This window comes from Allobosea sp. 47.2.35 (assembly GCF_024655635.1).
Classification (GTDB): Bacteria; Pseudomonadota; Alphaproteobacteria; order Rhizobiales; family Beijerinckiaceae; genus Allobosea.
The window spans coordinates 102,848-114,710 of sequence record NZ_JANLGI010000005.1 but is presented as its reverse complement, the minus strand read 5'-3'; the positions used below and the strand labels follow the sequence as shown (position 1 = coordinate 114,710).

At 67.9% G+C, this 11,863-nt stretch carries 9 protein-coding genes and 1 pseudogene; 7 read left to right on the top strand and 3 right to left on the bottom strand.

Features of this window, described 5'->3' with window-relative positions; genetic code table 11:
- Window position 1 precedes the first annotated feature (1 nt).
- From NUV79_RS08805 to NUV79_RS08780, 7 genes and pseudogenes are all read left to right on the top strand, one after another.
- The gene (locus tag NUV79_RS08805; protein WP_257732699.1) at window positions 2-1,072 is read left to right on the top strand and encodes an ABC transporter permease; all 1,071 of its coding nucleotides are present in this window, start codon (window positions 2-4) and stop codon (window positions 1,070-1,072) included.
- A gap of 3 nt (window positions 1,073-1,075) precedes the next feature.
- Window positions 1,076-2,008 carry an ABC transporter permease gene (locus NUV79_RS08800; protein WP_374679048.1) on the top strand — a complete coding sequence of 311 codons (933 nt, stop codon included), beginning with the start codon at window positions 1,076-1,078 and terminating at the stop codon, window positions 2,006-2,008.
- Window positions 2,009-2,078: 70 nt separating this feature from the next.
- A pseudogene (locus NUV79_RS25380) lies at window positions 2,079-2,537 on the top strand (ATP-binding cassette domain-containing protein); the annotation flags it as partial.
- A gap of 144 nt (window positions 2,538-2,681) precedes the next feature.
- Window positions 2,682-2,867 (top strand): ABC transporter ATP-binding protein, encoded by a 186-nt coding sequence (locus NUV79_RS25375; RefSeq protein ID WP_404979083.1) that lies wholly within the window; start codon window positions 2,682-2,684, stop codon window positions 2,865-2,867.
- Window positions 2,864-3,658 (top strand): ABC transporter ATP-binding protein, encoded by a 795-nt coding sequence (locus NUV79_RS08790; RefSeq protein WP_257732696.1) that lies wholly within the window; start codon window positions 2,864-2,866, stop codon window positions 3,656-3,658. The genes NUV79_RS25375 and NUV79_RS08790 overlap by 4 nt, the downstream gene beginning before the upstream one ends.
- Before the next feature lie 41 nt (window positions 3,659-3,699).
- Window positions 3,700-4,710, top strand: a complete 1,011-nt coding sequence (locus NUV79_RS08785) for a serine hydrolase domain-containing protein (protein WP_257732695.1) — start codon at window positions 3,700-3,702, stop codon at window positions 4,708-4,710.
- 37 nt (window positions 4,711-4,747) lie between these two features.
- On the top strand, window positions 4,748-6,100 hold the full coding sequence (locus tag NUV79_RS08780) for an MmgE/PrpD family protein (RefSeq protein ID WP_257732694.1): 1,353 nt from the start codon (window positions 4,748-4,750) through the stop codon (window positions 6,098-6,100).
- Here NUV79_RS08780 and NUV79_RS08775 read toward each other — a convergent pair.
- The 3 genes from NUV79_RS08775 to argH form a co-directional block, all read right to left on the bottom strand.
- The gene (locus NUV79_RS08775) at window positions 6,019-7,047 is read right to left on the bottom strand and encodes a LysR family transcriptional regulator (RefSeq protein WP_257732693.1); all 1,029 of its coding nucleotides are present in this window, start codon (window positions 7,045-7,047) and stop codon (window positions 6,019-6,021) included. The two genes, NUV79_RS08780 and NUV79_RS08775, sit on opposite strands and share 82 nt — an antisense overlap.
- A gap of 90 nt (window positions 7,048-7,137) precedes the next feature.
- On the bottom strand, window positions 7,138-10,146 hold the full coding sequence (locus tag NUV79_RS08770) for an aminotransferase class III-fold pyridoxal phosphate-dependent enzyme (protein WP_257732692.1): 3,009 nt from the start codon (window positions 10,144-10,146) through the stop codon (window positions 7,138-7,140).
- Between the two features lie 159 nt (window positions 10,147-10,305).
- Window positions 10,306-11,724: an argininosuccinate lyase gene (gene argH, locus NUV79_RS08765; protein WP_257732691.1), complete on the bottom strand. Its 1,419-nt coding sequence runs from the start codon at window positions 11,722-11,724 to the stop codon at window positions 10,306-10,308.
- Window positions 11,725-11,863 lie beyond the last annotated feature (139 nt).

Sequence of the window (11,863 nt, the reverse complement as noted above, 5' to 3'; positions counted from 1 at the left end):
GATGTCCCGGACCGCCGCCGCGGCGCCCGGCCTGAACTCCGATCCAGGGCGGGCTATCCTCCCGTCCTGGCTCAAGGCTTCCGGCCGGACCCTCGCCTCCTTCGCCGTGACCCTGCTCGGGCTTGCGGCGCTGACCTTCTTCATCGGCCGCCTGCTGCCACTCGATCCCGTCGTCGCCGTGCTCGGCGACAACGTCACCCAGGAAGCCTATCAGGCGATGTACAAGCAGCTGGGTCTCGACCAGCCGCTCTACATCCAGTTCGGCCGCTATCTCTGGGGCGTGCTGCATCTCGATTTCGGGATGGCGCTGACCACCGGCAAGCCGGTCGTGGCGGATATCGCCCGCGTCTTCCCGGCGACGATCGAGCTCGCCAGCGTGGCGATCGTGATCGGTACGAGCTTCGGGATTCCGCTCGGCGTGCTCTCGGCGATGTATCGCGGTTCCTGGCTCGACCAGATCGTCCGCGTCGTCGGGCTGATCGGCTATTCCGCGCCGAATTTCTGGCTTGGGCTGATGGGGCTGGTGCTGTTCTACGCGACGTTGGGCTGGGTCGGCGGCCCGGGCCGCATCGACTTCACCTATGAGTTCGATCTCGAACCGGTCACCGGCTTCCTGCTGATCGACAGCCTGCTCGCCGGCAACTGGGAGATGTTCGGCAATGCCGTGTCGCACATCATCCTGCCGGCCTCGATCCTGGCCTTCAGCTCGCTGGCCTATATCAGCCGCATGACGCGCAGCTTCATGATGGAGCAGCTCAGCCAGGAATATGTCGTGACCGCGCGCGTGAAGGGCCTATCCTGGGCGCGCACCGTCTGGGGCCATGCCTTCCGCAACATCGCCGTGCAGGTGGTGACGGTGGTCGCGTTGTCCTACGCCTTCCTGCTCGAAGGCGCGGTGCTGACCGAGACGGTCTTCGCCTGGCCGGGCTTCGGCCGCTACCTGACCAATGCGCTGCTCGCCGGCGACATGAACGCCGTCGTCGGCTGCACGCTGCTTGTCGGCGTCATCTTCGTCACGCTCAACCTGTTGTGCGACCTGCTCTACCGGGTCTTCGACCCGCGGACCCGCTGAGGCATGGCCATGGCACCACATTCCATCGACCAGGCCAGTGAGCGGGGCCTGCGGGCCTGGCTCGCGGCGCCCGTCCCGTCCTCGCCCTTCCAGGCGCGGATGCAGCAACTCTCGCTGAAATGGTGGCGGCTGCGAGCAAACCCCGCCGCCATGTTCGGGCTCGCCATCATTGTGCTGATCGCGCTGGTGGCCCTGTTCGCGCCATTGGTCGCGACGCATGACATCTACGCGCAGGACCTGACGAACCGCCTGCAACGACCCTCGGCCGCGCATTGGTTCGGCACCGATGAGCTCGGTCGCGACATCTTCAGCCGGCTGGTCTTCGGTGCGCGCATCACGCTCTACATCGCCCTGCTGACGGCGGTGATCGCGGCGCCGCTCGGCCTCATCATCGGCACGACCTCCGGCTATCTCGGCGGCTGGGCCGATATCGTGCTGATGCGCATCGTCGATATCTTCCTGGCCTTCCCGAGCCTCGTGCTGGCGCTGGCCTTCGTCGCGGCGCTCGGGCCGGGCATCGACCATGCGATCATCGCGATCGCGCTCGCCGCCTGGCCGCCGATCGCGCGCCTGGCGCGAGCGGAGACGCTGTCGATCCGCAAGTCCGACTATATCGCGGCGGTTCGTCTCCAAGGCGCGTCGCCGCTGCGGATCATCCTGGGCCATGTCGTGCCGATGTGCATTCCCTCCGTCGTGGTGCGCATCACGCTCAATATGGCGTCGATCATCCTGACCGCGGCGGGGCTCGGCTTCCTCGGCCTCGGCGCGCAGCCGCCGAGCCCGGAATGGGGGGCGATGCTGGCATCGGGCCGCGAGTTCATCCTGACCAATGGCTGGATCGCCGGCATTCCCGGCCTCGCCATCCTGATCACCAGCCTGGCCTTCAACCTGTTCGGCGACGGCCTGCGCGACATCCTGGACCCCCGCCATGGATAAGCCGCTGCTCGAGGTCGAGGACCTCTCCGTCACCTTCAAGGGCGCGCATCGCTTGGTGCAGGCGGTGCGCGGCATCTCCTTCAGCGTCGGCCGGGAGAAGGTCGGCATCGTCGGCGAATCCGGCTCCGGCAAGTCGCTGACCGGGCGCACGATCCTGAAGCTGACGCCGAAGGCGGCGACGATCTCCGCCAAGAAGCTGTCCTTCGACGGGATCGACCTGCTCGGCGCCAGCGAGCGCGAGATGCGCAGCATCCGTGGCAACCGCATCTCGATGATCCTGCAGGACCCGAAATTTTCGCTCAATCCGCTGATGCGGGTCGGCGAGCAGATCACCGAGGCCTATCGCCTGCACCACAAGGTCGGCGGCAAGGAGGCCGAGGCGCGGGCGCTCGCCATGCTGGAGGCCGTGAAGATCCGCGACCCCGCCCGCGTCTTCAAGCTCTACCCGCACGAGGTCTCCGGCGGCATGGGCCAGCGCGTCATGATCGCGATGATGCTGATCCCGGAGCCGGACCTGATCATCGCGGACGAGCCGACCTCGGCGCTCGACGTCACGATCCGCCGGCAGGTGCTGAGCATTCTCGACGAACTGGTGACGCGGCGCGGCGCCGGGCTGATCTTCATCAGCCACGACCTCAATCTCGTGGCGGATTTCTGCGACCGCGTGCTGGTGATGTATGCCGGGCGCATCATGGAGGACATCCCGGCGCGCGAATTGCGCAATGCGCGCCATCCCTACACGCGCGCGCTGCTCGACAGCCTGCCGCGGCTCGACCGGCAGACCGACATGCTGCAGGTGCCGAGTCGCGATCCGGCCTGGCTGGACGGGCCGACCTTGCAGAGCGGGAGCCGGGCATGAACGCGAGCGATCCGGTCATGGCTGTGAACCGCCCGGCGGCCCTCACGGTCAGCCATCTCTCCGTCATCTTCGGCCGCGGCGCCGCGGCGCTGAAGGCGGTGGACGATGTCTCCTTCACGCTCGGCCATGGCGAGGCCTTCGGGCTGATCGGCGAGTCCGGCTGCGGCAAGTCGACGGTGCTGCGCGCGCTCGCGGGCTTGAACAGCGACTATGGCGGCACGATCGCCTTCCATGACCGCGAGGTGCCGCACAAGCGCGACAAGGCCTTCTTCCGCCGTGTGCAGATGGTGTTCCAGGACCCTTATGCCTCGCTGCACCCGCGCAAGATGGTGCAGAACGTGCTGGCCGAGCCGCTCAAGATCCATGGCTTCGACCGGCCGCAGGAGCGCATCGACGAAATCCTGACCGCTGTCGGCCTCGGACCGTCCTTCCGCTATCGCTTCCCGCACGAGCTTTCGGGCGGCCAGCGTCAGCGCGTCGCGATCGCGCGTGCGCTGATCATCGAGCCGGAGCTTCTGCTGCTGGACGAGCCGACCTCGGCACTCGACGTCTCCGTGCAGGCCGAGATCCTCAACCTGCTGAAGCAGCTGCGCCGCGACCGCGACCTGACCTACCTGATGGTGAGCCACGATCTCGCGGTCGTCACGCATCTCTGCGAACGCGTCGCGATGATGAGCGAGGGGCGCATCCTCGAGGAGATGAGCTCGGCCGATGTCAGGGCCGGCCGGGCGCAGGAGCCCTATACGCGGGAGTTCCTCGAGGCGAGCGTGGGCTATCGCCCGATCGCCTGAGCGGACGGGCTTCGACGGATCAGGACATGGAAGAGGCAGGCATGACGGGTAAGGCCCTGGCGGGAGAGCATTGGCCGGTGAAGGACTGGGAGAGCGTCGCGCCGGAGGCGGCTGGATGGTCGCAGGAGGGGCTCGACCGGGCCTGGCGCTATGCCGACACGATCTCGACCGCGACGGTGATGATCGTGCAGGGCGGGCGCGTGGTGGCGAGCCGCGGCGACCTCGCGCATCGCTACCAGTGCCACTCCGTCCGCAAGAGCTTCCTCAGCGCTCTGATCGGCATCCATGAGGAAGACGGCCGGATCGACCTCTCCCGCACGCTCGCCGATCTCGGCATCGACGACAAGGAAGGCCTGAGCGAGCGCGAGAAGGCCGCGACGGTCTACGATCTGCTGACCGCGCGTTCGGGCATCTTCCATCCGGCCGGCTATGAATCGCCCTGGATGAAGTCGATCAAGCCGCAGCGTCATTCGCAGCCGCCGGGCGCCTTCTGGCTCTACAACAACTGGGATTTCAATGCGCTCGGCACGATCTTCACGGCGCTGACCGGCGCCGGCATCCATGACGATTTCCTGGCGCGGATCGGCCGACCGCTCGGCATGGAGGATTTCCGGCTCGACGGCGAGCGGCGCGACGGCTGGCTGGAGCCGGACGATTGCTCGGTTCACCCTGCCTACCCGTTCCGGATGTCGACGCGCGACTTGGCGCGCTTCGGCCTGATGTTCCTGCGGCAGGGCCGCTGGCAGGGTGAGCAGGTCATCCCTGCCAACTGGGTCGCGACCAGCGTGCTGCCGCTCTCCGATGCAGGGCCGCGCGGCGGCTACGGCTATATGTGGTGGACCGAGCGCTCCGGTGCGGGCTTCCCCGGTGTCGTGCTGCCGGCCGGCAGCTACAGCGCGCAGGGCGTCGGCGGGCAGAACTGCCTCGTCATCCCCTCGCTCGACCTCGTGATCGTCCACCGCGTCAATACCGACATCAAGGGCACGGAGGTGAACCGCTTCGTCTTCGGCCGCCTGCTGCGCCTGATCCTCGAAGCACGCCGGCAGGATTGACCAGCCTTAGCCTCCGCCAGACCGACCGGGAGTGATCATGCCCAGCGCCATCGAACGTATCGCCGCATGGAGCCGCTCCGGGCCGGTCTTCTCGCCGCTCGCGCGGCTGAGGGCGCATCACGCCATCACGGACACCGTCGCCTGCATGCTGGCCGGTATCAGCGATCAGGCGACGCAGGCGGTGCGGCAGGCCTTCGCGCCCGGCATCGGCCCGCAGGGAGCGGCTGCGGTCGCGGGCGGCGGCAGGGCGAGCGAGGCGATTGCCGCACTGGTCAACGGCACCGCCGCGCATGCGCTCGACTATGACGACAATTTCAGGCCGGGCATCACCCATGCCTCGGCCGTGCTCGTGCCGGCGCTGCTCGCTGTGGCGCAGGGCCGCGGGGCGAGCGGACGCGCTTTCGTCGATGCCTATCTCGTCGGGCTGGAGGCGCAGGCCGCCGTCGGGCGCGGCATCAATCCGGCGCATTACACGATCGGCTGGCATGCGACCTCGACCGTCGGCGCCATCGGCACGGCGGCGGGCACGGCCTGGCTGATGGGGCTCGATGCTGCCGGCATTGCCCGCGCCATGAGCGTCGCCGCCAGCATGGCCTCCGGCCCCAAGGGGCAGTTCGGCACGCCGGCGAAACCGCTTCATGCCGGGCTCGCCGCGCGCAATGCCGTCGATGCCTCAGCTCTCGCGGCAGCGGGCATGACCGGGCGTCTCGACATCCTGGAATGCCCGATGGGCATCGCCGAGCTGTTCGGCGACGACAGCGCTGCCGGCTGGGACGAGATGGTGCTGGCCTCGCCGCATGTGATCGAGAGCGACGGGCTGACCCCGAAGCGCCATCCCTGCTGCGGTTCGACGCATAATACGGTCGATGCGATCCTTGACCTCAGGGCAGAGCACGGTTTCGGCGCCGACGACGTCGCGTCGGTCGATACGCTAGTCGGCATCGCCAATGCCCGCAACCTCGCCTATCCCGACCCGCAGGATGAGATGCAGGGCCGCTTCTCGATGCATTACTGCGTGGCGCTGGCGCTCTTGCAGGACCGGCTGTCACTGGCCGATTTCACGCCGGAAGCGGTCGGGCGCGCGGAGGTCCGGCGCCTATTGCCGCTGACGGTGATGCGATCCTACGAGAAGAGCGAGGAGGCGGGCGGACGCCAGCCGCATCGCGTGACCATCAATCTCAAGGACGGGCGCGTGTTCAAGGCCGAACGGCGGGAGGCGAAGGGCTCGACCGCTGTGCCGTTCGACGACGACGATCGCGCGGCGAAATTTGCGGATTGCTGTGCCGGGATGCCGGGTGCCGACGTGCTTTACGCCCGGCTCACCGAGATCGATGCGGCGGGGGATCTCGGGTTCCTGCTGTCGCAGCCGGCCGAAATGGAGCGCGTGTAGTTGCGCCTTCCGGCGGTTGTCCGGGCCGGTTCAGCCGGGCGCTCCGGCTGAACTTCGACCGCGATGGCCTCCCAGAACCGTTCGAGGGCAGGCCGGCCCTGCTGTCTGGCCCGGTAGAGCCGGATTTCAGCAGTGATGTACCAGGACGGGTCAGCGGCGGGGACAAGTCGGCCGTCACGCAGCTCGTCGATGACGAGGCTCTCGGGGACCCAGGCTGCGCCGCGCCCGGCCAGAACCATCGCCTTGAGTCCGACCGACATCGGGTTCTCGTAGACGGTGATCAATGGTGTCGGCCGCTCGGCGAAGAGCAGGGCAAGCCGGCGCGCGAAGAAAGAGCTGTTGCCGTAGCTCAGAAGGCGGACGGGAGTGCCACCGGAGCAGAAGCCGTGAAGCGGCTCGCCGTCATCGTCGGGCAGTGAGACGGGGATGGCCCGCTCGTTGCCGAGATGGCGATACATGAAGCGTTCGGCGTCGAGCTCCGGCAATACCGTCGGATGTGCATAGGTCAGCAGGAAATCGCATTCGCCGCGGTTTAGCAGCGCGACATTGCCGCCGAAGGAGGCGCGCTGGTCGCAGAAACGCGTCTTCAGCGGGCCGAGCCTGTCCTCGATGCGGCGGACGAGACCGGGGAAGAAGGTCAGCGACAGGGTGTTCAGCGTCGCGAAGACCAGCATCTCCGAGACATCCTCCTGCTGCTGGAGCACCTCCTGGCGGGCGCATTGCACCTGCCTGAGGATGTCCTGCGCCCGCGGCAGAAAGGTCTGGCCGGCTTCGGTGAGGCGGATCGGGTAGCTGCTGCGGTCGAAGAGGGGCGCCCCCAGCCAGTCCTCCAACTGCCGGACCCGGCGGCTCAGGGCTGATTGCGTGACGTTCCGTTCACGGGCGGAGCGCGAAAAGCTGAGCGTCGAGGCGAGGCTCAGGACGTCTTCCAGCCATTTCAACTCCATAACCACTCCTCCGCACGCCGGGGCAAGATGCCACGGCTGCCCCGGCCACGCCAGAAGCGGGCCAGGACATGCAGGCGCCGTGCCGGCTGGCTAGCGCGCGGCCTCGACCTCGCGCAGGCAGATCCTGAGCCGGTCGAGGATCATCTCGACATCGTCGGCTCCGACCGTCAGCGGCGGGCGGATCTTGAGGACATTGTCGGCCGGCCCCTCGCGGCCGACGAGGATGCGCATGTCGCGCAGGCGGTTCATGACATGGGCTGCCGCATCGGTCGCAGGCTCCAGCGTCTCGCGATCCGTGACCAGCTCCAGCCCGAGGAAGAGGCCGATGCCGCGCACGTCGCCGACGCAAGGGTAGTCAGCCATCAGAGCGCGCATGCCGGCGAGCAGCTTGTCGCCCATCGCCTTGGCATTGGCTGAAAGCCCTTCCTCCTCGACGATATCCAGCACTTCCGAGGCGATACGGCAGGACAGGTTCGAGCCGCCGAAGGTCGAGAAATACTCCGGTCCCTCAGCGAAGCGCTCGGCGATGGCGCGGGTGGTGATGAGCGCGCCGATCGGGTGCCCGTTGCCGAGCGGCTTGCCGAGCACGACGATATCCGGCCGCACATTCTGTTGCTCGAAGCCGAAATAATAGTCGCCGAGACGGCCGAGCCCGGTCTGCACCTCGTCGGCGATGCAGATGCCGCCGGCGGCGCGGATGCGCTCGTAGACGGCCGCGAGATAGCCGGGCGGCGGGATGATCTGCCCGCCGACGCTCGGGAAGGTCTCGGCGATGAAGCCGGCGACCTTGCCGCCGCGCTCGGCGATGGCTGCGAGAGCGCCATCGACCTGCTGGGCGTAGTGCAGCGCCCGGTGGGCGTCGTCGCGGCGGAAGCGGCCGCGATAGTCGTCGGCGACGTCGACGAGCTGCACCCAGGGCTTGCGGCCGCCCATGTTCGGCTTGTTGAACTTGTAGGCGGAGATGTCGATCGCGCCGGTGGTGTTGCCGTGATAGCCGTGATCGGGTGTGACGATGTCGTAGCCGCCGCTGGCCGCACGGGCGAGGCGCAGGGCCAGCTCGTTGGCTTCCGAGCCGGAATTCACGAAGAAGCAGACCTCCAGCTCTTTCGGCAGCTTCGCCGTCAGGCGCTCGGCCAGCGCCATTGGCGCCGGGTGCAGATAGCGCGTGTTGGAGTTCATCCGCGCGAGCTGGTCCATCGCCACCTTGCGGATGCGCGGATGGGCGTGGCCGACATGCGGCACGTTGTTATAGGCGTCGAGATAGGGCCGGCCCATCGCGTCAAAGAGATGGTGGCGCCAGCCGCGCAGGAAGGTGACCGGCTGCTTGTAGCTGAGCTTCAGGTTCGCGCCGAAGCGGGCCTTGCGCTCGGCCAGCAGCGCGGCTTCGTCGATCGCCTGATAGGCGACGACAGCGTCGGGCAGGTTGAGCAGGGCGGCGGGGTTCGGGCAGATCGCCTGCCAGAGTGCCCAGTCGTCGGGGTCGGCGACGCCCGGCCAGTCATGGCCCATGCCGTCCAGCGTCAGAGCGAGCTGGAAATGCAGGTGCGGCTCCCAGCCGCCGTTCTCCTCGGCCGGGCCGAGCTTCGCGAAGGCTTCGCCGGCCGCGATTTCCTGACCCGGCTTCAGCCTGGCGGCGCCGTCGGCGGCGAGATGGCCATAGAGCGTGTGGAAGACGTCGCCCGCCGGCGTGTGGTGTTCGAGGATGACGACGCCGCCATAGTCGAGATGACCTTCGCGGTTCTCCGCCAGCGCGACCCTACCAGCGATAGGCGCGCGGACCGGTTCCCCAGCCGGCGCGAAGACATCGACGGCCATATGGATGGTGCGGCGGTTCGAGGCGAGCCAGCGGCCCTTGCGGAAAGCCTTGTCGGTATAGACCAGCCGTGGCTCGCCATATTGGCCGAGCCACCATTGCGAGGTGATGCCCAGTCCGGCGCCGAGATTGCGGGCTTCGTCGGCGCGCAGCTCGAACGGGTTCTGCGGGATCGTCGCTTCGGCGACGCCGAGCGAGCCGACCGGCAGGCCATCGAGCGCACGGCCGAGCACGGGCGCGAAGCTGCCGCGTTGTCCGGCGATCCAGCTCGCGATGCGGCCGGCGGCATCGGTGACCGGGAGGCCGCAGGCATTGCGCAGGCGCGCGCCCATCAATTCGCCGTCGACGGCCGGGTTTTCGAGGAGGCGCCAGGCCGGGGCCTGCGAGATCGTGACATAGGGGTCGTTCGGGCGGCCCTTGGCCTCGATCGTCGAGTTCACCACGCTGACCGCGAGCCGCATGCGCACGAGCGGCCAGATCAGGCCGATCTCCTCGGCACTGAGCGGCGAGACGTCGTGATAGCCGGCAACGAAGGCTGCGAGCACCGCTTCGGGCGCCTCGTGGTCGAGGATGGCATAGGCGGCGGCGATGGCGATCTCGCAGACACGCGGGCCATTGGTCATATCGCCGAAATCGATCAGGCCGCTGATGCGGGCGGGTTCGCCAAGGCGCGGCTCGACCAGGATGTTGAAGTCGTTGAGGTCGTTATGGATGGTCTGGCGCGGCAGCTTGTCGAGCGCAGGCTTCAGCGCTTCGAAGCCGGCGACGATCTCAGCCACGAGCTTGCGGCGCGAGCCTTCGAGAACATCGATATGCGGCTTGATCCAGCCGGCCTCGGTCAGGTCCCATTTCGCCGCATCCGGCGCGGCGGTGACCTTGAAGTCGCGGAGTGCGAGGTCGAGACGCGCGGTCAGCGCGCCCAGTTCGGCGAGGACGGAGGGCGGCTGCGGCCCGGCTTCGCCCATCGGGATGCCCGTAAAGGCGCGCTGGACCCAGACCATGCGCTGATTGCCCTGAGCGTCCGCGACGTTCTGCCAGAAGCGCTTGCCTTCGGTGGGGAGAAGACGCGGCAGCGGCAGCGTCGGGTCGGCGGCGAGCGCGTGGCTGATCGCGGCGCATTGCTGGTCGACGAGGGCGGGCTCGCCCTGCGGGCGCATCGCCTTGACGATGACGTCGCCCTCGCTGGTCCGGCCGCGGAAGTTGAGATCGTATTCGCCGCCGAGCTGCCGCAGCCCGCCAGCGATGCCGAACTGCTCGGCAACCCCACGCAACCAGACGTGTTCCATCATCTCTCCCCCGCCGCGGAGCTGCTATGGCTCCGCGCTCGTTTTTTCAGGCCCGGTCGAATCGACCGGCGCCGTCTTCCATAGCCAGAAAGGCGGCCGGTTTGATCCCGCAAAGTTTGCGGGACGGCGGCCGCCGGGTTGCGTGGGGCGAGGGGGAAGTCAGTTCTGGATCGGCTTGCCGGACAGCCAGCGCTGCTTCGCCCGCTCGATCGCCTCGCGGACGGTGTCGGGAGCCGTGCCGCCATAGCTGCTTCGGCTGCGGACGGAGTGCTCCGGCGCCAGCACCGCGAACACTGCTTCGCCGATGCGGGGATCGACCGAGCGCATGGCGTGGAGATCGAGCGCCTGCAAGGTGCAGCCCTTGGCCTCGGCCAGCGCGACGACGCGGGCGGTGATATGATGGGCGTCGCGGAAGGGTATGCCGGCCTCGCGCACCAGCCAGTCGGCGAGATCGGTCGCAGTCGGGAAGCCGCGATCGAGGAAGGCGCGCATGCCCTCGGGGCGCACGGTGAGGTCGCGGACCATGCCGGTGGTGGCGGCGACGCAGAGCTCGACCGTTTCCAGCGCGTCGAACATCGGCTCCTTGTCCTCCTGCATGTCCTTCATGAAGGTCATCGGCAGGCCCTTGACCGTCACCAGCATGGCCGTCAGCGAGCCGACGACGCGGCCGGTCTTGCCGCGCACCAGCTCGGCCGCGTCCGGGTTGCGCTTCTGCGGCATGATCGAGGAGCCGGTGGTAAAGGCGTCAGACAGCGCGATGAAGCGGAAGCCGTCGCTGCACCAGAGCGTGATCTCCTCGTTGAGGCGCGAGAGATGCACGGCCAGCATCGAGCAGCAGAACAGCAATTCGCAGATATGGTCGCGCGCGCCGACCGAATCCATCGAGTTCTCGGTCGGCCGGGCGAAGCCGAGCTCGGCCGCCGTGAACTGCCGGTCGATCGGGAAGGCCGTGCCCGCCAGAGCAGCGGCGCCGAGCGGCGAGACATTGGTGCGCTGGCGCGCGCCGGCCAGGCGCTCGCGGTCGCGGCCGAACATCTCGACATAGGCCATGAGATGGTGGCCGAAGGTCACGGGCTGGGCGACCTGCATATGGGTGAAGCCGGGCATGATCGTTTCGGCATGCTCGGTGGCGCGCTCGATCAGGGCCTGCTGCAATTCGCGGATAGTGCCGTCGAGAGCATCGATCGCATCGCGCATCCAGAGGCGGACATCGGTGACCGCCTGGTCGTTGCGGCTGCGGGCCGTGTGCAGGCGTCCGGCGGGCTCGCCAATGATCTCCTTGAGGCGCGCCTCCACGTTCATGTGGATGTCCTCCAAGTCGATGCTGAACTGGAGTTCGCCGCGGTCGATCTCGCCGCGGATCTGGTCGAGCCCGGCCTGGATGCGCTCGTTGTCGGCGCCGGCGATGATGCCCTGGCGGGCGAGCATCGCGGCATGGGTCTTCGACGCTGCGATGTCCTGCCGGTAAAGCCGGTAGTCGAAGCCGATCGAGGGATTGATCCTGCGCATCACATCGGCCGGAGCCAGCGTGAAGCGCCCGCCCCACATCTTGTTGGCACCGGGGTTCTGGTCGGACATGATGGGCTCTCCGGGAGCGGCTGCGACGGGGTCACCAAGGGATAGCAACCATGATTTGGACTGTAAATTCCAAAATCGACCTTGACGTCCAAATGATGCCCATCATACTCGCGGGAGATGCGGCGGATCGGCCGGCGCG

What these genes read in the sequence shown, in the direction of transcription:
- NUV79_RS08770 (WP_257732692.1), bottom strand. Translation starts at nt 10,146, where the DNA reads ATGGAACACGTCTGGTTGCGTGGGGTTGCCGAGCAGTTCGGCATCGCT.
- argH (WP_257732691.1), bottom strand. Translation starts at nt 11,724, where the DNA reads ATGTCCGACCAGAACCCCGGTGCCAACAAGATGTGGGGCGGGCGCTTC.
- NUV79_RS08805 (WP_257732699.1), top strand. Translation starts at nt 2, where the DNA reads ATGTCCCGGACCGCCGCCGCGGCGCCCGGCCTGAACTCCGATCCAGGG.
- NUV79_RS08790 (WP_257732696.1), top strand. Translation starts at nt 2,864, where the DNA reads ATGAACGCGAGCGATCCGGTCATGGCTGTGAACCGCCCGGCGGCCCTC.
- NUV79_RS08800 (WP_374679048.1), top strand. Translation starts at nt 1,076, where the DNA reads ATGGCCATGGCACCACATTCCATCGACCAGGCCAGTGAGCGGGGCCTG.
- NUV79_RS08775 (WP_257732693.1), bottom strand. Translation starts at nt 7,047, where the DNA reads ATGGAGTTGAAATGGCTGGAAGACGTCCTGAGCCTCGCCTCGACGCTC.
- NUV79_RS08785 (WP_257732695.1), top strand. Translation starts at nt 3,700, where the DNA reads ATGACGGGTAAGGCCCTGGCGGGAGAGCATTGGCCGGTGAAGGACTGG.
- NUV79_RS08780 (WP_257732694.1), top strand. Translation starts at nt 4,748, where the DNA reads ATGCCCAGCGCCATCGAACGTATCGCCGCATGGAGCCGCTCCGGGCCG.
- NUV79_RS25375 (WP_404979083.1), top strand. Translation starts at nt 2,682, where the DNA reads ATGTATGCCGGGCGCATCATGGAGGACATCCCGGCGCGCGAATTGCGC.